This is a genomic window from Borborobacter arsenicus, assembly GCF_003934165.1.
In the GTDB taxonomy this organism is placed as follows: domain Bacteria; phylum Pseudomonadota; class Alphaproteobacteria; order Rhizobiales; family Rhizobiaceae; genus Pseudaminobacter; species Pseudaminobacter arsenicus.
On the sequence record NZ_RKST01000022.1, the window covers coordinates 52600 to 73483 of the forward strand.

Annotated in this window: 19 protein-coding genes; 5 read left to right on the top strand and 14 right to left on the bottom strand. The window is 62.4% G+C overall.

Features of this window, described 5'->3' with window-relative positions; all coding sequences use genetic code 11:
• Nucleotides 1-29 precede the first annotated feature (29 nt).
• The gene (gene mutL, locus EET67_RS21115) at nucleotides 30-1874 is read left to right on the top strand and encodes a DNA mismatch repair endonuclease MutL (RefSeq protein ID WP_128628198.1); all 1845 of its coding nucleotides are present in this window, start codon (nucleotides 30-32) and stop codon (nucleotides 1872-1874) included.
• A gap of 83 nt (nucleotides 1875-1957) precedes the next feature.
• Nucleotides 1958-2200 (top strand): DUF2093 domain-containing protein, encoded by a 243-nt coding sequence (locus tag EET67_RS21120; protein ID WP_128628199.1) that lies wholly within the window; start codon nucleotides 1958-1960, stop codon nucleotides 2198-2200.
• Between the two features lie 17 nt (nucleotides 2201-2217).
• Here the strand turns inward: EET67_RS21120 and lpxK are convergent, their stop codons facing one another.
• The 6 genes from lpxK to EET67_RS21150 form a co-directional block, all read right to left on the bottom strand.
• Entirely contained in the window at nucleotides 2218-3249 is a 1032-nt protein-coding gene (gene lpxK / locus EET67_RS21125; RefSeq protein ID WP_128628200.1) for a tetraacyldisaccharide 4'-kinase, read from the bottom strand.
• A gap of 2 nt (nucleotides 3250-3251) precedes the next feature.
• On the bottom strand, nucleotides 3252-4568 hold the full coding sequence (waaA, locus tag EET67_RS21130; RefSeq protein WP_128628201.1) for a lipid IV(A) 3-deoxy-D-manno-octulosonic acid transferase: 1317 nt from the start codon (nucleotides 4566-4568) through the stop codon (nucleotides 3252-3254).
• Nucleotides 4565-5341 (bottom strand): lysophospholipid acyltransferase family protein, encoded by a 777-nt coding sequence (locus EET67_RS21135; RefSeq protein WP_245451108.1) that lies wholly within the window; start codon nucleotides 5339-5341, stop codon nucleotides 4565-4567. Before EET67_RS21135 ends, waaA begins: the two co-directional genes overlap by 4 nt.
• A 14-nt stretch (nucleotides 5342-5355) precedes the next feature.
• A complete protein-coding gene (locus EET67_RS21140) occupies nucleotides 5356-5607 on the bottom strand; it encodes a DUF4170 domain-containing protein (RefSeq protein ID WP_128628203.1) in 252 nt (83 codons plus the stop codon).
• A gap of 78 nt (nucleotides 5608-5685) precedes the next feature.
• Nucleotides 5686-6492, bottom strand: coding sequence for a 3'(2'),5'-bisphosphate nucleotidase CysQ (locus tag EET67_RS21145; RefSeq protein WP_128628204.1), 807 nt, complete (start codon nucleotides 6490-6492; stop codon nucleotides 5686-5688).
• Nucleotides 6479-7828, bottom strand: a complete 1350-nt coding sequence (locus EET67_RS21150; protein ID WP_128628205.1) for a TldD/PmbA family protein — start codon at nucleotides 7826-7828, stop codon at nucleotides 6479-6481. Before EET67_RS21150 ends, EET67_RS21145 begins: the two co-directional genes overlap by 14 nt.
• 147 nt (nucleotides 7829-7975) lie before the next feature.
• Between EET67_RS21150 and EET67_RS21155 the strand changes: the two genes are divergently transcribed.
• Complete coding sequence (locus EET67_RS21155; RefSeq protein ID WP_128628206.1) at nucleotides 7976-8392, top strand: VOC family protein; 417 nt, start codon at nucleotides 7976-7978, stop codon at nucleotides 8390-8392.
• 2 nt (nucleotides 8393-8394) lie between these two features.
• Here EET67_RS21155 and EET67_RS21160 read toward each other — a convergent pair whose 3' ends face one another.
• The 5 genes from EET67_RS21160 to EET67_RS21180 form a co-directional block, all read right to left on the bottom strand.
• Nucleotides 8395-9234 (bottom strand): patatin-like phospholipase family protein, encoded by an 840-nt coding sequence (locus EET67_RS21160; RefSeq protein WP_128628207.1) that lies wholly within the window; start codon nucleotides 9232-9234, stop codon nucleotides 8395-8397.
• Entirely contained in the window at nucleotides 9231-10589 is a 1359-nt protein-coding gene (locus EET67_RS21165; RefSeq protein ID WP_128628208.1) for a M16 family metallopeptidase, read from the bottom strand. Before EET67_RS21165 ends, EET67_RS21160 begins: the two co-directional genes overlap by 4 nt.
• A 14-nt stretch (nucleotides 10590-10603) precedes the next feature.
• Complete coding sequence (locus EET67_RS21170; protein ID WP_128628209.1) at nucleotides 10604-12103, bottom strand: M16 family metallopeptidase; 1500 nt, start codon at nucleotides 12101-12103, stop codon at nucleotides 10604-10606.
• Nucleotides 12104-12227: 124 nt separating this feature from the next.
• Entirely contained in the window at nucleotides 12228-12782 is a 555-nt protein-coding gene (rsmD, locus tag EET67_RS21175; protein ID WP_128628210.1) for a 16S rRNA (guanine(966)-N(2))-methyltransferase RsmD, read from the bottom strand.
• A complete protein-coding gene (locus EET67_RS21180) occupies nucleotides 12763-14520 on the bottom strand; it encodes a pseudouridine synthase (RefSeq protein ID WP_128628211.1) in 1758 nt (585 codons plus the stop codon). The genes rsmD and EET67_RS21180 overlap by 20 nt, the downstream gene beginning before the upstream one ends.
• A 66-nt stretch (nucleotides 14521-14586) precedes the next feature.
• On the opposite strand from EET67_RS21180, the gene EET67_RS21185 reads away from it, so the two are divergent.
• Nucleotides 14587-15039, top strand: a complete 453-nt coding sequence (locus EET67_RS21185; RefSeq protein WP_128628212.1) for a nucleoside deaminase — start codon at nucleotides 14587-14589, stop codon at nucleotides 15037-15039.
• Nucleotides 15040-15063: 24 nt separating this feature from the next.
• Here the strand turns inward: EET67_RS21185 and EET67_RS21190 are convergent, their stop codons facing one another.
• On the bottom strand, nucleotides 15064-15762 hold the full coding sequence (locus EET67_RS21190) for a hypothetical protein (protein ID WP_342634679.1): 699 nt from the start codon (nucleotides 15760-15762) through the stop codon (nucleotides 15064-15066).
• Between the two features lie 165 nt (nucleotides 15763-15927).
• The gene (gene ileS / locus EET67_RS21195) at nucleotides 15928-18849 is read right to left on the bottom strand and encodes an isoleucine--tRNA ligase (RefSeq protein ID WP_128628213.1); all 2922 of its coding nucleotides are present in this window, start codon (nucleotides 18847-18849) and stop codon (nucleotides 15928-15930) included.
• A gap of 499 nt (nucleotides 18850-19348) precedes the next feature.
• Between ileS and EET67_RS21200 the strand changes: the two genes are divergently transcribed.
• On the top strand, nucleotides 19349-19894 hold the full coding sequence (locus tag EET67_RS21200; protein ID WP_128628233.1) for an HdeD family acid-resistance protein: 546 nt from the start codon (nucleotides 19349-19351) through the stop codon (nucleotides 19892-19894).
• Nucleotides 19895-19897: 3 nt separating this feature from the next.
• On the opposite strand, the gene EET67_RS21205 is transcribed toward EET67_RS21200, so the two are convergent.
• Nucleotides 19898-20881, bottom strand: coding sequence for a bifunctional riboflavin kinase/FAD synthetase (locus EET67_RS21205; RefSeq protein ID WP_128628214.1), 984 nt, complete (start codon nucleotides 20879-20881; stop codon nucleotides 19898-19900).
• Nucleotides 20882-20884: the final 3 nt, after the last annotated feature.

Below are 20884 nucleotides of genomic sequence, written 5' to 3' on the forward strand. Positions count from 1 at the left end.
CGGCAATCGAATCCGCGTATGATCACAGCATGGCCATCCACCAATTATCAGAAACGATGATCAACCAGATCGCCGCCGGCGAGGTCATCGAACGTCCGGCAAGCGTGGTCAAGGAACTGGTGGAAAATGCGCTCGACGCAGGCGCTGGGCGAGTGGAAATCGTCACCGCCGGCGGCGGGCTCAACCTCATCCGCGTCAGCGACGACGGCTCAGGCATTGCGGCAGACGAGCTTGAACTGGCGGTCTCGCGCCACTGCACGTCCAAGCTCTCAACCGACATCCACGACATCAGATCGCTCGGCTTCCGTGGCGAGGCACTGCCCTCGATCGGCTCGGTCTCGCGCCTGACGATCCGCTCGCGCATGGCTTCGTCGGATGCCGCGGTCGAAATCCGTGTCGAAGGCGGCACTGTCTCGGCAACGCGCCCGGCGGCGTCCAATCGCGGCACATCGGTGGAAGTGCGCGATCTTTTCTTCGCTACCCCCGCACGGCTGAAATTCATGAAGGGCGAACGCGCCGAAACGACCGCAATCAACGATGTCGTCAAGCGTATCGCCATTGCCTTTCCCGGCGTCCGCTTCAGCCTGTCAGGTTCGGACCGCACAGCTCTGGAATTTCCCGAGGTCGACGACGCGGCAGGCGGACGCCTACAGCGCATCGCCCAGGTCATGGGCGCGGAATTTCCCGAGAACTCGATCCCCATCGACGCCGTAAGGGAGGGCGTGCGGCTGGCGGGCCATGTCTCGGTCCCGTCCTATTCCCGGGCCAACGCGCTGCAGCAATATGCCTATGTCAATGGCCGCCCGGTGCGCGACAAGCTGATCGGTGCGGCGATCCGAGGAGCCTATGCGGACGTGCTGCCGCGTGACCGCAATGCGGTGACAGTGCTGTTCCTGACGCTCGATCCGGCGCATGTCGATGTCAATGTCCACCCGGCCAAGGCCGATGTGCGTTTCCGCGACCCCGGCCTCGTGCGCGGGCTGATCGTTGGCGCGATCCGCGAGGCACTGGCCAAAGCCGGCCTTCGCTCCGCCACCACCGGCGCTGCCGGCATGATGAATGCTTTCAGGACCGGACCGGCGCCTTATGGCCACCCGGGACCGGCAAATGGGCATCGCGCCTTCAATGCCGGATTTCGCGCATCGGTGCCGGGCGGCTTCGATGCCACCCACTCGCCATACCGTCCGCTGGAGAGTGGTTTTGGGGAAGCGGCGCAAGCCAATTTCGACACCGGCCCGCTCGTAAGTGCGGATGCACGGGCCGGCACTGTCGAGATCCCGGCGCAACTTCTGCAAACGCAGTTGGGCGCTGCCCGCGCACAGGTCCATGAAAACTACATCGTTGCGCAGACAGAAGATTCACTCATCATCGTCGACCAGCACGCCGCGCATGAGCGGCTGGTCTATGAAGCGCTGAAACAGGCGCTGCATGCCCGTCCGGTGCCGGCACAAATGCTGCTCATCCCCGAAATCGTCGATCTATCCGAAGATGACGCATCACGCCTTGCCGCGCATGCGGATGTGCTGCACCGTTTCGGCCTTGGCCTGGAACGGTTCGGCCCCGGTGCGGTGGCCGTCCGGGAAACGCCTTCGATGCTTGGCGAAACCGATGTCGGCCAACTCATCCGTGACCTTGCCGACGAGATCGCCGACTCAGACACCGCGGATACGTTGAAGGAGCGGCTGGACAAGATCGCCGCCACCATGGCCTGCCACGGCTCGGTGCGCTCGGGACGCCGCCTGCGGCCTGAAGAGATGAACGCGCTGCTGCGCCAGATGGAAGCAACCCCCGGCTCCGGCACCTGCAATCACGGTCGTCCGACCTATATAGAACTGAAGCTCAGCGACATCGAACGCCTGTTCGGCCGGCGCTGACGCCTGCCGCCTCGCCTTTCCGCCGCTTGACCTTGCAGCCGATTTGTGGCGGAAGATTTCAACGAACTTGCTTTGGAACAGAGATGATGAACCGCTTCGAGGGTCCCGGCGCCAGGGAAGCCAGCATCCGCTATCTTGATGGGGACTTCCAGGTCACCAGCCCTGGCGCATTCGTGCGCTGTGCCGTCACCGGGGAATCGATCCCGCTGGACGAACTGAAATATTGGAGCGTGGCGCGCCAGGAAGCCTATATCAGCGCATCCGTTTCGCTCGCTCGCGAGATCGAGATGAATCCCGAGTTGCGGGTGCGGTCTTCGAACCGGTAGCAGCCCGACCCCCGGCTTCAGCAACTAACTTCCAGCCGACGGCGACGCCAAGCCTCCAACGTCTCGTCGATGATACGCGCCGGCGCCCGGTCGAGATCGAAGATCATGTCGATCTCCAGGACATGCAACTGCTCAAGAAATCCCTTGGCTTTCTCGCCATCACGCATTCGCGCGGCATCCTTGGCTGTCGTCACCAGTTCCAGCCCCTGCGTCTCGGCTGCGATGGCAAGTTCTTCAAGATCGTCCGGCCGGTAGGGATGGTGGTCGGCAAAGGGGCGCTTGATCACGACCTCGCCGCCCGCACGATCGACGGTATCGAAGAATTTCTCGGGATGGCCTATGCCGGCAAAGGCCAGAAAGCGGCGGCCGGTCAGGGCCTCGGCCTGGCGCGGTCTGACATGCGCCTCGAAGACGGACTTGCCGGCGCGTGATGCCTTGCGCACGATCTCGTCGGCGGCCACCCCTTCCCCGACCTTCAACACGGCATCGGCAAAGCGAAGCTGCTCGATGAGCGGGGCACGCAAGGGTCCACCCGGTATGACGTGGCCATTGCCGACGCCATAGCGTGCATCGACCACGATCAGCGCATAGTCGATATGGATGCGGGCGCTCTGGAAGCCATCATCCATGATGATGAAGTCGCATCCGTGATCCTGCAGAAGACGCGCGCCGGCAGCACGATTGGGCGTCACCGCAACCGGCGCATGGGCAGCCAGAAGCAGCGGCTCGTCGCCGACATGCGCGGCGCTATCGTGCTGCATATCCACCAGGCGCGGATGCGAAAAGCTGCCGCCATGGCCACGCGACAGGAATCCCGGTTTGAGGCCCATGCTTGTTGCGTGCCTTGCCAGGGCGATGGCAGCAGGCGTCTTGCCGGTGCCGCCGACGGTGAAATTGCCGACGCACAGCACCGGCAATTCCACCTGTACTCGCTTGGCTCGCGACATTCGGTTGCTGGCAACCAGCCCGTACAGCATGGAAAAGGGCAACAACGCATAGGCGCGCCAATCGGGCGACTCCCACCAGAATGGAGGCGCTTCGCTCGTCACTGTCAGCGCCCGTTCGTTCCGTTAAGGCGGGATTTCACGATCAGCGGCTGGATGAAGGGTTCCAGGGCCTTCAACGTCTTGCCCAATGCCCCCCGCATTTCGGTTACCGTCCTCATCCCGGCAGCCATCATGCGGTGCCGCGCGGCATCATTGACCATCAGGAAATTGACCGCGCCAGCAAGCATGTCGCGATCGCGCACCAGCTTGGCACCGCCATTTTCTATCAGGCGCTGGTAGGAATCGCGGAAGTTCTGGACATTCCGCCCCGCCAGAACGGCGGTTTCCAGCATTGCCGGCTCGATCGGGTTCTGGCCACCATCGGAGGTCAGAGAGCGGCCGACAAAAGCGATCTCGGTCAGCCGCAGATAAAGGCCCATTTCGCCGATGGTGTCGCCGAGCAGGATATCGGTCTGCGCGGTCACCTTGTCGCCGACGCTGCGCCGCGCAACATTGAGCCCGAGGGCGGAAAATTCGGCAAGCAGGGCTTCGGCGCGTTCGGGATGACGCGGAACGATGATCGTCAGCAGGCCGGGATGGCGGGCGCTCAGCATCGAATGGACCTGTGCCGCCACGGTCTCTTCGCCGTCATGCGTCGAAACCGCCGCCCAGGTCGGCCGCCTGCCGATCTGGATGCGAAGCGCCTCGAGCGCCTTCGGGTCGGCCGGCGGCGGGCCGGTATCGACCTTCAAATTGCCCGAGACGGTGACCGGACGTGCACCAAGGGCGGCAAACCGTTCGCCGTCCAGTTCAGACTGCGCGATGACATGGGCGAGATTCTCGAACAGTGCCTCCGCCAGATAGGGCCGCTTGCGCCACGACTTGAACGAGCGATCCGACAGCCGGCCATTGACCAGCACCTGCGGCACGCGGCGACTGCCGAGTTCGAGGATCGTCATCGGCCAGATTTCCGACTCCGCGATGATCGCCAGATCGGGCTGCCAGTGATCGAGGAAGCGGCTCACCGCCGGCTTCAGGTCGAGCGGCACATATTGATGGATTATTCGGTCGCCAAGCCGCTCCTCGGCAACCTTGGCCGATGTGACCGTCCCGGTCGTAACGATCACATGCATGCCATAGCCTAGAATGCTCTCGACCAGAGGCACGACGGCAATCGTCTCGCCGACGCTCGCCGCATGGACCCAGATCAGCGGGCCATCGGGCCGCGGACGGCCGGCAAGCCCATAGCGCTCTCGCCGCCTTGCATGATCCTCCTTGCCGCGGCTGGAGCGCCAGGCGACATAGGCGCCGATCACCGGAAAGGCGAGCGAGCCCGCCATGCGATAGCTCGATAAAACGGCGCGCGCCCAGCGTTCGCTCATTTCGATCCACCGTCCACCAGACGATATGCCTCTTTCGTCACCTCATTGAGCGCAGCCGTCAATTCCTGGCGCTTGAGTTCCATTTCTTCTTCGCCAGCGTCGGCGGCAATATAGATCGGATCGCCGAGAATGATCGCACTGCGTCCGAAGGGCAGGTTGATGGTGGTCTTGTCCCAGCTCTTCTCCAGCACCTTGCGGCGGCTTGTCGCCACGGCCGCGGCAACCAGCGGCCGGCCCGAAAGTCGTGCCAACGTAATGATGCCCAGCCCCGCCTGCCGCGGCGTACCGTGAGGAATATCCGCAATCATGGCAACGTTCTTGCCGCTATCGAGCGCCCTTTTCAAGGCGATCAGCGCACGCGCGCCGCCTTTGTCGGCATTGCGGGAGGTTTCGCGCCCGCCCGAGCCACGTACCGCCTCCAGGCCAAACCGCTCCAGCACCAATGCATTGAGTTCGGCATCGGCGCTGCGCGACACCATTGCCGTCAACCCCTGCCCCTTCGGATAAAGGCAAGGCGCAAGAATATGCTGCCCGTGCCAGAGCGCGATGATTGCCGGCGCCAATGCCGCATTCACCGCCTCCACGCTGGAGGAGCCTTCGACCATCGGGTTGGTCAGCCGCACGAAGCGCAGGACCTGTGCCAGCAGGCTGGCAATCGCGTTCTTGGCGAAACGCGACTGCGCCAAGGGCTTGCGTATCTTGCGCCAGAAAGTCTTCACATGGCCCGTACTGCGTTGTTTTCGGTGCGCATCGTCCAAGACGCGCGGCACCATGGGTCCTTCGGTCATCAGGCCGGACCGGTCGTCTTGTTTTCCGGATCGAGAAGCCTGTGGAGATGAACAACGAAATAGCGCATATGCGCGTTGTCGACGCTCGCCTGAGCCTTGGCCTTCCATGCCCTGTGCGCGGATTCATAGTCGGGGAAGATGCCCACAATATCCAGCGCATCAAGATCGCGGAAGGTGGTAGAGCCGAGCTCCGTCAACTCGCCACCGAAAACCAGGTGCAAAAGCTGTTTTTTTCCGTTCTTCGCGGCCATATCGGTCCCTGAATCATTTTGGCAAACTGCCATGTGTCTAATTGAAATCAAGGCGGTTTTAAACCGCCGCGACGCGCCTCAGCAATCAGCCGTCGCGATCGCTCCGGCCATCGCCCTCAGCAGCTCGCCGCTGCCGCCGACAAGAACCCCATGCCTTGGCACAACACCGGCATAGGCCGGCCGGCCGCCATGGGAGTCGAGAAGCTGCCCGCCTGCTTCGGACAAGATAAGATCGGCCGCGGCAATATCCCAGTCATGCGCGTTCGGCTTGACGAAGGTCGCATCGATCGAGCCCTCGGCAATCATCGCCAGGCGATAGGCCAGCGAAGGAATATGGGGCATACGCCGGGTCCGCCGGCGCCACTCCTCGGCCAAGAGATCGACAAATCGCTGCGGGCCGCCGATCTCCAGATCCGCGCCTGCCTCGCGCACGGCAATCGGCACGCCGTTCTTGTGAGCACCTTTCCCAGGCAGCGCAGAATAGATTTCGCCGCGCGCCGGGCAGTCGAGAACGCCGGCAATCGTCCGGCCGGATTCGACGACGGCGACGCTGACGCACCAAGCGCTGTTGCCTTCAAGAAAGCCGCGCGTGCCGTCGATCGGATCGACGACAAAGGTACGGCGTGCCGTCATGCGCGCGCCGGTATCGACAGTCTCCTCCGACAGCCAGCCATAATCGGGGCGCGCGGCACCGAGGGTTTCGCGCAGGAATGTGTCGGCGGCATAATCGGCTTCGCTGACCGGCGACTGTCCAGCCTTCATCCAGACTTCAGGAGCCTTGCCGAAGTAGCGCATGGCGATCTCACCGGCCTCGCGCGCGGCCTCCAGCAACAGCAGCAGATCGTCTTCCGCGCCTGATGCGCCGGATCTCTCAGCTTCCGGCAAGCGTCATCCCTTCGATCATCAATGTCGGAGCGGCGGTGCCGAAATTGCGGTCAATGTCGTTGGCCGGCACCATGTTCAGGAACATATCCTTCAGATTCGAGGCGATCGTAACCTCCGAAACCGGATAGGCAAGCTCGCCGTTTTCGATCCAGAAGCCGGATGCGCCCCGGCTATATTCGCCGGTGACCATATTGACGCCCTGGCCAAACACTTCAGTGACATAAAAGCCGCTTTTCAATGAACGGATAAGGGCTTCAGGAGAAGCCTCGCCCGGCTCGATCGACAGATTGGTAGAGCTTGGCGACACGGATGAGCCGCTGCGCGAGCCGCGGCCATTGGTCTGCAATCCCAGTTCCTTCGCCGCCGAACTGGACAGGAACCAATGGTTCAAAATGCCATTCTCGACCATGACCAGTTTCTGGCCTTCAACACCTTCGCCATCGAAGGGCCGCGAGGCCGGGCCGCGCACGCGCAGCGGCTCGTCGATGACGGTGATCTTGGCTGCGGCCACCTGCTTGCCCATCATATCGCGCAGGAAGCTGGTCTTGCGTGCCACGGCAGCGCCGTTGATGGCGCCAGCCAGATGGCTGGCTATGCCGCGAGCCACGCGTGGATCGAACACCACCGTAACCTGACCGGTATTGGCCTTGCGCGCATTGAGGCGGCGCACCGCGCGCTCACCCGCACTGCGGCCGATCGCTTCCGGCGCATCCAGATCGGCAAAATGCTGGCGCGAGGAGAAATCATAGTCGCGTTCCATGCCCGTGCCTTCCCCGGCAACGACGCTTGCGGAGCGCGAAAAGCGCGTGCCGACATAGTGCCCGACAAAGCCATGCGAGGTGGCCAGAACCATGCCGCCGAGACCGGCACTTGCACCAATGCCGCTGGAATTGGTGACGCCCGGAACCGCGAGCGCCGCTTCTTCCATGGCAAGCGCATCGGCCTTCAATTGTTCGGCCGAAACCACGGTAGCGTCGTAAAGATCGAGATCGCGCACGCTCTTTGCCAGTAGCGCCGGGTCAGCCAGCCCCTGGAAAGGGTCCTCCGGCGAAACTTTCGCCATGGAAACTGCCCGTTCGGCCAAGGCGGTCGGATCGGACGCGGCCGTTGCCGAAATGCTGGCCACGCGCTGGCCGACGAACACCCTCAGGGACACATCCTCGCTCTCGGCGGCTTCAGTGCCCTCGACCTTGCCGAGCCGCACAGAAACGCTTGCCGAGCGCCCGCGCACGGCCACCGCATCGGCAGCATCGGCGCCTGCTTTTCTGGCAGCCTCCACCAGCGCGGCGACGCGATCGGTCAGCTTTTGAGCGTCTCTTGCCGCCTCGTCCTTCATATGGATTGTCCTGAAAACCGTTCCATTATGCCTGCTCGAATGCGCAGGCTTTACGCTTAACCATCTATTGTTCGATCCTGCCTTGTGCAATGGGTCAGGACGGATACAAAAGTCACATATGCGCCAGAAGCAACGGGACCAGCAAGCATGACGCCGTTTCACCTCGCCTTTCCTGTCCGCGACCTCGAAGAGACGCGTGCCTTTTATCGTGATGCGCTTGGCTGCGCGATCGGACGATCTTCCGAAACCTGGGTCGATTTCGACCTGTTCGGTCATCAGATGTCGGCGCATCTACGCCCCGGAACCGGCACTGCCGAAAATGACGGCAAGGTCGGCGGCAAGCTGGTGCCGATCCCGCATTTCGGCGTGGTGCTGCAAATGGACGATTGGCAGACACTTGCCGACCGTCTTGAAGCCCGCGGCGATGTCGAATGGCTGGAGCGGCCGATGATCCGCTTTGCCGGCGAACCAGGCGAACAGGCGACGCTTTTCATTCGCGACCCCTCCGGCAATGCGCTGGAATTCAAGGGCTTCCGCTCGCTCGACCAGGTCTTTGCGCACTGAATTCACGCCTTGCGGCGGCTTTTTTGCAGCGCCTTATCGACCGCGCGCTTCAACTCATCCTTCAGCGGCGCGGTCTCGGCCATCACCGCGTCGATCTTGAGGAAGTCCAGCGCCCGAAATTGCGAGACCGGCGCCTGCAGGAAGATATCGGGCCGGTTCTGCTGTAGTTTGCCGGCAACGATCGACTGCATCATCAACTGGCTGGCGCCAAGAACCAGATCGAGGGAACCCGGCTTCCTGCGTCCGGCCATGGTCGGCGCGCCGACCACATCGATTGCTATGGTGATGTCAGCGTCACTTTCGATCAGGTCGAAAGGCACGGGATTGTAGATGCCGCCATCGATGAGCAGTCTTCCCTCACGCTTGACCGGACCGAACACCGCCGGAATGGCGGCGGAGGCGGCGAGAGCCGAATGCAGCTCTCCTTTCCGGAAGACCACAAGTTGATGGCCGAAGAAGTCGGTTGCCGTGACCTGAAGCGGGATTTTCAGCTCCGAGAAATCGTCCGGCACCTGAATCGGCAAGAAAGCCTTGAGAATGCGTTCGATGTTGAACTGGCTGATGCGGAAGCCGGTCGCCATCACTTCGGACAAGGTGCCGGGCCGCGCATGCCACATGCGGCTTGCCACCTCCGAAGGGCGTCCAAGGATGGAACGGGCATATTGATGGATCTCCCGACCGGTCATGCCGGCCGCCATGCCTGCGCCCATGATCGCGCCGATCGACGATCCTGCTATGGAAACAGGCTTTATGCCGAGCTCATCCAGCGCCTCAATGACATGAATATGCGCCAGGCCGCGAGCCCCGCCGCCGCCGAAGGCTATGGCGAATGTCGGGCTCACTCCTTGTCCGTTCCAGCCATGGCAGGGCCGACGACCAGCACTGCGGGCTCGGCAGCCAAGAGTTTTCTTGCCGCTTCCTTTGTGTCTTCCAGCGTCACCGCATCGATCAGCGCTCCGCGGCGCTCCATATAGTCGATGCCAAGATGCTGCAATTGCAGTTCCGCCAATGTGCTGGCAATAGCGCCCGAGGAGTTGAGATTGTTGATCGCATAGGCGCCGGTCAGATATTTCTTCGCGGCCGCCAGTTCCGCCTCGGTCGGCCCTTCATCCGCCATCTTGCGGACAACCTCGCGCACGAGGTCCAGGGTTTCGGCCGCCTTGTCGGAGCGTGTGGAGGTGCTGACCACAAGAGCGTTGGCATGGTCATAATTGACCAGCGAGGAACTGACTCCGTAAGCCAGGCCGCGCTTCTCGCGCACCTCCTCGAACAGCCGCGAGGTGAAGGTGCCGCCACCCAGAATATGGTTCATCACCACGGCGCCAAAGAATTCCGGGCTGTCACGGCGGACTCCTGGATAGGCAAGCTGAAGGCTCGTTTGCGGCAGCTCGTATTCGACGCTCACCGTCTGCGCCAGTTTCGGCCGAACATCCGCTATCGGAGTGAGTTCCGGCTTCCCCGGAAGTGCGCCGAAAAGCTTATCCAACTCCCCCTTCAAAGTCTCGGCATCGATGGCGCCGACGACTGCGACCTTGAGTTTTCCGCGGGCGAACATAGCCTTGTGGAAAGCATGAAGATCATCCGCGGTAATGGTCGCGAGGCTTTGTTCAGTTCCCTCGCTGCGCCGCGCATAAGGGTGATCGCCATAGAGCGCAGTGGCCCATTTGAACTGCGCTTCGACTTCCGGGTCGCGCGAGCCGGAAATGATGCCGGATACGATCTGTGCCCTGATCCGGTCGATCGGGGCCTGATCGAAACGCGGCTCGGTGATCGCCAACCGGAGCAGGTTGAAAGCGTCGTCCTTCTGCTCGGCCAGAAGCCGCATCGAACCGTAGATCGTATCGCGACCGGCGCTGAACCGCATTTCTGCACCGGCATCATCGAGTTGCGATTGAAACGCTTCGCTGTCGAGTTCGCCTGCCCCCTCATCGAACAGGCCGGTCATCAGGTTGGCCAGCCCTTCCTTGCCTTTCGGGTCCTGTGACGAGCCGCCGTCAAAGGCAAAGCGAATGGCGATCAGCGGCACGGAATAGTCTTCAACCAGCCAGGCGGTGATGCCCTGCGACGAGGTCACCTCCTGAATTTTCATCTCGGCACGGGCTGGAGCAATGCAGGGCAGCACCAGAAACACCACCGCCAGCGCAAAGACAGTCGCCGAGGTGATAATCCGGCCGCGGAAATCCAAAGTTGGGTTCATGGGATCGATCCGGATCAGTTGGCGGGAGCGGTGTGGGCCGGATCGGCCTGGACAGGATCAGGAAGTCCGCTTTCCGTCTCTGCAGGATCACCGGGGCTCGGCATGGGAGCGGCCTCGGTTGCCACGGCTGGCTCAGCCGCCGGCAGCAGGTAACCCGTCACCGAAATATCCGGGTTCAGATATTTGGCAGCGGCGGCCTGAACCTGCGCGGCCGTGACTTGCTTGATCTTGTCCGGCCATTCGGCAACCTCCTGAACGGTTCCCCCGGTGGCAAGCGTGCTGCCATAGATATTGGTCATGCTCGACTGGCGGTCGCGCGCAAAGATCATGCTGCGAACAAACCGTTTCTTCGCCTTTTCAAGCTCCATATCGGTCACGCCATCCTTGATGATGCGGCGGATTTCGACATCCACCGCTTTCTCAACCGCATAGATATCGGCTTCTCCGCGCGGCGATCCGTAGACGGTGAAGCTGGTGTCGTCGAACATCGTCCCATCATAATAGGCGCCGGCACCAGAGGCGATGCCTGCCTTGACCACCAGTTCCTGATAGAGGCGGCTTTGGGTTCCCCCGCCCAAGATTTCGGACAGAAGGTCGATGGCCTCGGCTTCGCCGGGCTGATCGCTATGGTATGAGGGAACCACCCAGGCCTTGGAAAAACTCGGCACGCTGACGCGCCGGTCGGTCAGGGTCACGGTGCGCTTGGTATTCTGCTCAGGTTCCTGCGGGCGCATACGCGGCGGCAGGTCAGGACCGCGCGCCACCTTGCCGTAGGTCCGCTCAGCCATGGCCCGCACGTCATCCGGGTCGACATCTCCCGCCACCACGAGAACCGCATTGTTGGGAGCATAGTACCGGTTGTAGAAATCCACGGCCTCCGCCCGGTTAAGCTCTTTGATCTCCTGCATCCAGCCGATCACCGGAATACGGTAGGGATGGTTCTGGAACAACGTTGCCTGTACCTCTTCATCCAGCAAAGCATCAGGACTGCCTTCCACGCGCGAGCGCCGCTCCTCGAGGATCACGTCGCGCTCGGGGCCGATAACCGCATCGGTCAGCACCAGATTGCGCATCCGGTCGGCCTCGTATGTCATCATCGTTTCGAGCGCATCCGGCGGCACGGTCTGGAAATAGGCGGTGTAGTCATAGGAAGTGAAGGCGTTTTCCCGCCCGCCGATCTCGGCGATACGGGCACCGAATTCCCCGGCCTTGTGGTTGGTCGTGCCCTTGAACATCAGATGTTCGAAGAAATGGGCAATGCCGGACTTGCCCGCCGGCTCGTCGGCGCTGCCGACCTTGTACCAGACCATATGGGTGACGATCGGCGCGCGATGATCGGGAATGACCACCACCTCCATGCCGTTGTCGAGCAGGAAGTCCGCAACTGTGCCGTTGTCGCCATTGCCGCTTTGTGCCGATGCCTGCATTGGTGAGAAGGCGGCAGCAAAAAGCACAAGGGACGCCAGCAGCAGACACCGGCCGCATCGGGCCACCCAGCCGGCTTCAAGATTCATTTTCTGCTCCCGGAAAGTTCAAGCATGCTGCGAAGTATCGGGTATAACCCGAAGATCGCTCAGAAATCAGTCATGCGTCATCTGCCATCGAAAAAAGGCCGAAGCAGGACATGTCACCGCAAGATCAGGCAAACTCGATCAGCCGGATGATGGTTTCACCGTAATTGCGCTCATCGATGACCGAGAAGCCCACACCTGGGTCAAAGGGCGCGGCGGCGGCTTCTTCCACCACACAGAGGGCACCGGGCTGCAGCCATCCGCCCGTCCGCGCCGATTGAAGCGCAGCGACGCCAAGACCCTTGCCATAGGGGGGATCGGCAAACACCAGGCCGAAGGGCTGGACGGTTCCTGCCGGACCCAAGCTGGTTGCGTCGCGCCGGAAAATCTTGGTGCGCCCCTGCAGGCCGAAGGCTTCGACATTGGTGCGCACAAGGCCCCTGCCCTCGGCCGACTCCTCGATGAACATGCAAAATGCCGCCCCGCGCGACAGGGCTTCGAGCCCCAGCGCCCCGGTGCCCGAAAACAGGTCGAGCACACGCGCTCCCCGCAATTTGTCGGCAAAGCGGTGGGTCAGGACATTGAACAGCGCTTCGCGGGTGCGGTCGGTGGTGGGGCGTATGGCATTGGTTCGCGGCGTGGCCAGCGGCCGGCCGCGAAACTCACCGCCGACGATCCGCATCGTCCCTGCCCTTGCGAGGAGTTGCGGGGCGATCATCGCCCTCGCGACGCGGCTTGCCCAGACCGGATTTACCCCCGCCTGGCTTGTCGAAGAACGGCTTGCTGCCATGCTTGCCGAATTTGGCCTTGCCGGCCTTGCCTGCCTCGGCTTGCGCTTTTTCAGCGGCGGCACGCCCCTTGCCGATCGGGCGGGCGCCGGGCGCCATCCAGACATTGGCCTTGCGCGCACCCGGCGGATCGATGGGACGGGACTCGCGCACATCGGATTTTCCACCGCGCGCTGGCCTATCGCCAAAGCCGGGCTTGGCGCCCCGCTCCGGCTTCGTCTGCAGACGATCGCGCATCTCCTCACGATGCTGGGACTCGTCGCGCCTGCGCTTCTTGATCAGGCCGCCCTCGCCGATAGGCAAAGGCCGTGACTTGCGCGGCGCGCGTTCGGCAACGGCGACGTCCTTGGGCTTGGAAAATTCGCGCCGCACCGGCTTGTTGCTGAATGGCTTCTGGATGTCAGCCTCGAAATTGGCGCCGGACTCCTCAATCAGCCGCTCGCCGAGCTGGTCACGCAGCGTGCGTCCGCTCAGTTCCTGCACATGCCCTTCGGGAAGCTCGCCAAGCTGGAAGGGCCCGAAGGAAATACGGATCAGTCGCGTCACGTCGAGCCCCAGCGCCCCGAGAATATTCTTGACCTCGCGGTTCTTGCCCTCACGCAGGCCGATCGTCAGCCAGGCATTGCTGCCCTGCTCGCGGTCGAGCGAAGCTTCCACCGCACCATAGAAAACCCCATCGACCGCAATGCCGTCTTTCAGGCCGGCAAGCTGGGCCTCGTCAACCTTGCCGTGGACGCGCGCCCGGTAGCGGCGCAACCAGCCTGTCGCCGGCAATTCCAGAACCCGCGACAAGCCGCCATCATTGGTCAGCAGCAACAGGCCCTCGGTGTTGATGTCGAGCCGGCCGACAGTCATCAGGCGCGGCAGTTCTGCCGGCAGCATTTCGAAAACCGTCTTGCGGCCTTCCGGGTCGCGATTGGTGGTGACCACGCCTGCCGGTTTGTGGAACAGGAAAAGCCTCGTTCGCTCGACCGGCGGGATCAGGGTGCCGTCGAGTTCGATCCGGTCATCGGGCATCACGTTGAAGGCAGGCGATTCCAGCACCTTGCCGTTGACCCTGACACGGCCAGCCGCAATCAATTCCTCGGCGTCGCGGCGCGAGGCAATGCCGACCCGCGCCAGCCGCTTGGCTATGCGTTCGCCGGGTGCGTCTTCAGTTCCCTTTGGCCGGGAGAACGGTTTGGCGTGGCCCTCGCCACGCTTGAAATCGTCACGCCTGCCCCGCTTCTCGAAACCTTCTCGGCGCGGCTTGTCAAAGCTCCGTGCGGGCTGCTCGTCGCCGCTTCTTTCCCGCGAGAAGCGTCCCTCGTCCCTGCTTGCTTGGCGCTCGAAACGGCCAGGCCGGGGAGCACCCTGGCCTTCACGCTTTTCATAGGGCTTGCGCTCCGGGCGCGGCCCCTTGCGGAACGGCGCGTCACCCCGCTCCGAACGGGCCTCAGTGCCTGAATCGGCTGCGTCGCGCCGCTTTGCATAGGACTTCTCGTCGTCGCGCTTGAAAGGCTTCCCGCCTTCAAAACGCGGCTTTGCGGCAAAGCCCGGCTTGCCGCCCTTGCGCGGCGCATTGCTGCCGGCGCGTGTACCTGCGGGTTTCGAAGCGCCCTTGCGCGGAAATTTCTTGCGATCGTCATCCATGTGGCGTTTGCCTTTCCGGGGCGCTAGATAACAGGAACATTGTGGAGTTGCGAGGGGAATAACGGCTTGAAACGTCCGGATTTCATGGCGTTGGCGTTAAGCGAGGCGAAGGCTGCAGCAGCACGTGGCGAAGTCCCAATCGGCGCCGTGGTGGCGGCGGGTAACCAGGTCATTGCCAGCGACGGAAACCGCACCCGGGAACTGAACGACCCCACTGCGCATGCCGAAATACTGGCGATCCGCACTGCCTCGCAAAAGCTCTCATCTGAAAGGCTGACCGATCTCGATCTCTATGTGACGCTGGAGCCCTGCGCAATGTGCGCAGCCGCCATTTCCTTCGCCCGCATCCGGAGACTTTACTTCGGAGCCGCCGACGAAAAGGGCGGCGCGGTCGTCAACGGCGTGCGCTTTTTTTCTTCGCCAACCTGCCACCATGTGCCGGAGACCTATTCCGGCATCGCCGAAAGCAGTGCGGTGGCACTTCTCAAGGATTTCTTTCAGGCACGCCGCGAACCTTGAAGGCCGAAAGCAGTCACCAGCCTTTTACCAGGGCAGCACGTCGTACCAGCGGCTAGACCCGCCCTTCTTGCGCGCCTCGGCCTTGAGACGCCGCTCCTTCTTCAACTCATCCTCGCCGATATCGCCGACCGGAGCCGTGTCCGCGGGCTGGCGATAGGTAAGCGGCGGCTCGCTGAGATATTTGCGTTGAGTATCGCTGCCTTGCCGGACTTCTGCCAGCCGCTGATTGAAGGCCTTGCGTTCATCCACCTTGGCGCTGACCCGTTGCACGCCTGAATCGACCGAGTGCTGGGAAGCCCCCATGGGAAGGGTCGGAGCGGACGACGGAGCATTAACGTCGCCCTGAATCTCCGGCCGCCAACCCGGGTTATTGCGGTTTTCGGTTGCCTCAGCGCGCAGGCGGACACGCCTTTGCTCAGGCGATTCCGGCCACTGTGTGCTTTCAGCCGTGACGATGCTTTCCTGCGGCGCCGGCAGGGCGAGCTTTTCGCCGGCTTTCGGCTTAACAAGCTCGGGGCGAGGCTTGTAGTCGATCTGTGCACGGTTCTTCGGCGCAACGGAAAGGATGCCCGTCAAATCCCCCGCAAGCTGTTCGGTGGAGGTCTTGTCGGTGCCGTAGGTTGGCGAACTGACACAGCCGGCCAACACGAGCGAGGACACCACAAGCGGCGCAGCAAACGTCACGCGCGACAGCGCCTTTTCAGTCATGCGGGGAAATTTCACTTATGAACCGCCTCTCGCTAGGGATTGGGAATCCCGGCCTTCACTGCTCATCCGATCAGAATCCGGCGACAATTTGTCGGCGGAAGTTACGCGCTTTTAGCGTAAGCGCCCCGCGAGGGCAACGACCGCACGGCCGACGCCCCTGCCGGAAGCGCCTGCCGACGCTCAAAGGCGGCCCAGCGCCTGCAACTCATGCAACACCGCAGCGTCACGTGCCGACACATCCGGAAACTCCGAATCCGAGCCGACATCGTCGGTATAGCGCCAGGAACGCGCACATTTGCGCAGGCCGCATTCCTCGGCCTTCTTCACCACCACAGCCACGCCCGGAACTTCCCGCAGCGCGAATGCCTGCGCCGGGGCCTCGTCACGCGAAACGGTCAGATCGCTGGTGATGCTGATCTCGGCCATGTCAATTCCGGCAACGGCGGCCTCCAGCACGGCGTCATTCATATAGACCACCGGGACTGCCTCCAGCGACGAACCGATGGTCTTCTTCGCCCGTTCAAGTTCCAGCGCACCGGTGACGACGCTACGCACCTGGCGAAGCTTGTGCCACTTTTGCGCCAGCGCATCGTTCTTCCAATCGGCCGGCACATCGCGGAACTGCTCCAGATGCACGGACTCGGCCGAAGGATAGCGTTCTTGCCACGCCTCTTCCGTGGTGAAAGGCAGCATCGGTGCCAGCCATGTCACCAGATGGTCGAACAGGTGGCGCACGACCTGCACCGCCGCCTTGCGCTTCAGGCTCGACGGCGCCTCGCAGTAGAGTGCGTCCTTGCGGATATCGAAATAGAAGGCCGAGAGTTCAACCACCATGAAGTCGATCAACGCACGGGTGATGCGCTTGAAGTCGAAGGCGTCGTAGCCCTTGCGCACGACCTCATCCAGTTCGGCGATGCGGTGCAGCATCAGCTGCTCCAGCTCCGGCATGTCCTTGACCGGCACCATGTCGCCCTCGTCATGGGCGAGCGTGCCCAGCATCCAGCGGATGGTGTTGCGCAGCTTGCGGTAGGCATCGATATTGGTCTGCAGCACGTTCTTGCCGAGGCGCTGGTCTTCCCAATAGTCGGTGGTCATCACCCAGAGCCGCAGGATATCGGCGCCGGACTGCTTCATCACATCCTGCGGCACCACCGTGTTGCCGAGCGACTTGGACATCTTGCGGCCGTCCTCGTCCATGGTGAAGCCATGGGTGATGACAGCATCATAAGGCGCACGGCCGCGTGTGCCGCAGCTTTCCAGCAGCGAGGAATGGAACCAGCCGCGATGCTGGTCGGAGCCTTCCAGATAGACGTCGGCCGGCCACTTCATGTCCGGACGATCCTCCAGCGTGAAGGTGTGGGTCGAGCCGGAATCGAACCAGACGTCGAGAATGTCCTTCACCATCACCCAGGGCTCGCCTGCCCTGCCGCCAAGGAAACGCTCGCGCGCACCTTCGGCAAACCAGGCGTCCGCGCCATCCTTTTCGAAGGCACCGAGGATGCGGGCGTTGACCTCTTCATCGACCAGCACATTGCCATCCTCGTCGGCGAATACGCAGATCGGCACGCCCCAGGCGCGCTGGCGCGAGAGCACCCAGTCCGGGCGCTCCTCGATCATGGCGCGCAGCCGCGTCTGTCCCGCCCCTGGCACAAAGCGGGTAGCGTCGATGGCGGCGAGTGCGCGCGAGCGCAGCGTCGTGCCGTCGCCCAACTCCTTGTCCATATGGACAAACCATTGCGGCGTGTTGCGGAAGATCACCGGCTTCTTCGAACGCCAGCTATGCGGGTAGGAATGCTTCAGCCGCCCGCGCGCAAACAGCGCGTTCCTTGAGATCAGCGCGTCGATGACGGCCTTGTTGGCGTCGCCCTTCTTGCCGTTGTCGTCAATGACACGCGCCGCCCCGCCCTCGCGATCCGGGCCGAAGCCGGGCGCGTCCTTGGTGAAGAAACCGGCATCATCGACCGTGAAGGGTAGACGCGTGTCGATGCCGCGCTTTTCCAGCGCAGCAGCCGCATCCATCCAGGCGTCGAAGTCCTCGCGACCGTGGCCGGGCGCGGTATGCACGAAGCCGGTGCCGGCATCGTCAGTGACGTGATCGCCGGCAAGCATGGGCACGGGGAATTCGTAGCCGCCGCCGAGACCTTCCAGGGGATGAGAAAGCGTAAGACTTCCAAGCTCTTCGGCGTCGACCTTACGAAGACGATTCAAGGTCACCTTGGCCTTGGCCGAAGCCTCTTCCGCCAAAGCGTCAGCGAAGATCAGCTTCTCGCCCGGCTGCGGGCCAAAGTCGTTCTCGGCTCCCGTGACCTCATAGAGGCCGTAGGAGATGCGCGCCGAATAGTTGACGGCGCGGTTGCCAGGGATGGTCCAGGGCGTCGTCGTCCAGATGACGACATGGGTGCCTTCCAGCGCGGGCACGCCTCTTTCGACCGGAAACTTCACCCAGATCGTGTCGGACTCATAGTCCTGATATTCGACTTCGGCCTCAGCCAGCGCGGTGCGCTCCACCACCGACCACATCACCGGCTTGGAGCCGCGATAAAGCTGGCCGGATGCGGCGAATTTCAGCAACTCGCCAGCAATGCGCGCCTCGGCATGGAAATTCATCGTCGTATAGGGCTTCTTGAAATCCCCGATTACGCCCAGACGCTGGAATTCCTCGGTCTGTACCTTGATCCAATGTGCCGCAAATTCACGGCATTCCTGGCGGAATTCGTTGACCGGCACCTCGTCCTTGTTCTTGCCGGCGGCACGGTATTTTTCCTCGATCTTCCATTCGATCGGCAGGCCGTGGCAATCCCAGCCTGGAACATAGTTGGAATTGTAGCCGCGCATCTGGAAGGAGCGGGTGATGACATCCTTGAGTATCTTGTTCAGCGCATGCCCGATATGGATGTTGCCATTGGCATAGGGCGGGCCGTCATGCAGCACGTAAAGCGGGCGGCCCGCAGCACTTTCGCGCAGGCGCTTGTAGAGGTCCATCTTCTGCCAGCGCGCAACCGTCACCGGCTCCTTCTCGGGCAGGCCGGCGCGCATCGGAAAATCCGTCTGCGGCAGATAGAGTGTTTTGGAATAATCTAGTTTTTCGGACGTATCGGTCATTGTCTTGCCATCGAATTGCCCGGCAACCCGTGCCTTGGGCGTTCAACCATCGGAATTGGATGAAGCGCGCGAGCGCGCCTGAGAAGTCCCGGGCTTTCGGGCAGCGTCAAGCCGCCCGGAAGACCGGGCCGGTAATTCGTATAGCAATACCAAGGACGAGCGCCGAAAATCTCATGATGGCGCTTTTAGCCGAGGCGCGCGGCAGAATAAAGCGGATAAACCACCGCCGGGGCATCACATCGCGAAAGTGAAGCGATTGGTCGCGGAAACTCCAAGCGACGGCTGCCTAAAACCCTGCTGGTCGACACAATCACTCGTTGCGGACAGTTCTCACCCGCGATGGGTGATCTGTTTCAATTCCCAGCGGCTGTGCCGAGCTTCCCCATACCAAACAAGGCGTTGGCGCATAGCCGCTGGACGGGCAGGCTGGAGTGCGGTAAGTTGCAATACGCTTTATGCGAGGTTTACGGAGGGGGTGGCAATGACACAACCAACCGAAATGCCGGACACGCTGCGCAACGCCATCGGCGAAACGAGAGCGAAATGGGGGTGGTTCGTCGCCCTCGGCGTCATCCTGCTGATCTTCGGCGGCATAGCCTTCGGCAATCTTTTCATCGCCACCGTCGCCTCCGTCTATGTGGTCGGCGCAATGATGCTGGTTTCAGGCATCATCGAGATCGCCCACGCCTTCGGCGTCAAGAGCTGGGGCAATTTCTTCTGGTGGCTTCTGAGCGGTCTGCTCTATGCGATTGCGGGCTTCCTTGCCTTCTACAACCCCCTGCTCGCTTCCGCCGTCCTGACCTTCCTCCTGGCTGTCAGCCTGGTCGCCTCCGGCATCCTGCGCCTGTGGGTCGGCTTCAAGAACAGGCAGGCAAGCGGCTGGGGCTGGATCGTGGCCGCCGGCGTCGTCACCACGCTCGCAGGCCTCGTGATTGCGCTGGGCTGGCCAGTCAACAGCCTGTGGGTGCTTGGCCTGTTCCTGGCGATAGACCTGATCTTCCAGGGCTGGACCTTCATCGCCTTCGGGCTGGCGCTGAGAAGGTAGAGTTCAGGCGAAGCCTATCGCCCTGTCGAGCGGCGACAGCGGTACAACGCCCGCAAGCAGGGCGCGAGCCTCTTCCTCGTCGCGCTTCATCTGCACGACGAGCGCATCGAGGCTTTCGAATTTCTCCTCACCGCGCAGGTAGCCGAACAGCGACACGCGGCATTTCTGCCAATAGAGATCGCCGGAGAAATCGAACAGGAACGTTTCCAGAAGCGGCGCGCCATCGTCGTCCACCGTCGGACGGCGCCCGAAATTCGCCACGCCATTATGCAAAACCCCGTCGGCGCCACGAAATCGCACGGCATAGATGCCGTGCTTGAGCGCGGTGCCGGCCGGCAGGGCCATATTCGCAGTCGGAAACCCCAATGTACGGCCCAGTTTCTTGCCGTGGGTCACTTCGGCTTCGACTGTGAAGCGATAGCCGAGCAGACCGGCGGCTTCCACCATCTCCCCTTCTGACAGCAGGGTGCGAATGCGACTGGAGGAGACGATCTGGCCGCCCTCATCGCGGAAAGCTTCAACCTGGGTAACGCCGAAACCATGCTGATTGCCCGCCTCGACCAGAAAGCTCGGGCTGCCCTGACGATCCTTGCCGAAATGAAAGTCGAATCCGGTCACGACATGGCTGATGCCAAGATGCTTCACCAGGATATCGTTGACGAACCGGTCGGCGTCGAATTGGGCAAAGGCCGGGGTGAAAGGCTGCTCGACTACGGCGGAAAAACCCAGTTCGGAAAAGAGCCGGGCCTTCATCGATGCCGATGTCAGCGTGAAAAGCGGCAGTTTCGGCTGGAACACGCTGCGCGGGTGCGGATCGAAAGTAAGCACCAGGGCCGGGACACCGAGCCTTGCCGCTTCCTCCAGCGCCTTTGACAGCACAAGCTGGTGGCCGCGATGCACGCCATCGAAATTTCCGATCGCCACCACGCCGCCCCGCAGATATGCGGGCAGATTCTGCGAGCCGGAAACGCGCTGGAAGGACTGCATCGT

Coding starts and splice junctions, on each gene's coding strand:
- waaA (WP_128628201.1), bottom strand. CDS start 4,568: ATGAGCGAACGCTGGGCGCGCGCCGTTTTATCGAGCTATCGCATGGCG.
- EET67_RS21135 (WP_245451108.1), bottom strand. CDS start 5,341: ATGGTGCCGCGCGTCTTGGACGATGCGCACCGAAAACAACGCAGTACG.
- EET67_RS21200 (WP_128628233.1), top strand. CDS start 19,349: ATGCCGGACACGCTGCGCAACGCCATCGGCGAAACGAGAGCGAAATGG.
- mutL (WP_128628198.1), top strand. CDS start 30: ATGGCCATCCACCAATTATCAGAAACGATGATCAACCAGATCGCCGCC.
- EET67_RS21140 (WP_128628203.1), bottom strand. CDS start 5,607: ATGGCCGCGAAGAACGGAAAAAAACAGCTTTTGCACCTGGTTTTCGGT.
- EET67_RS21170 (WP_128628209.1), bottom strand. CDS start 12,103: ATGAATCTTGAAGCCGGCTGGGTGGCCCGATGCGGCCGGTGTCTGCTG.
- EET67_RS21205 (WP_128628214.1), bottom strand. CDS start 20,881: ATGCAGTCCTTCCAGCGCGTTTCCGGCTCGCAGAATCTGCCCGCATAT.
- ileS (WP_128628213.1), bottom strand. CDS start 18,849: ATGACCGATACGTCCGAAAAACTAGATTATTCCAAAACACTCTATCTG.
- EET67_RS21150 (WP_128628205.1), bottom strand. CDS start 7,828: ATGAAGGACGAGGCGGCAAGAGACGCTCAAAAGCTGACCGATCGCGTC.
- EET67_RS21165 (WP_128628208.1), bottom strand. CDS start 10,589: ATGAACCCAACTTTGGATTTCCGCGGCCGGATTATCACCTCGGCGACT.
- EET67_RS21120 (WP_128628199.1), top strand. CDS start 1,958: ATGATGAACCGCTTCGAGGGTCCCGGCGCCAGGGAAGCCAGCATCCGC.
- EET67_RS21155 (WP_128628206.1), top strand. CDS start 7,976: ATGACGCCGTTTCACCTCGCCTTTCCTGTCCGCGACCTCGAAGAGACG.
- rsmD (WP_128628210.1), bottom strand. CDS start 12,782: ATGCGGATCGTCGGCGGTGAGTTTCGCGGCCGGCCGCTGGCCACGCCG.
- EET67_RS21180 (WP_128628211.1), bottom strand. CDS start 14,520: ATGGATGACGATCGCAAGAAATTTCCGCGCAAGGGCGCTTCGAAACCC.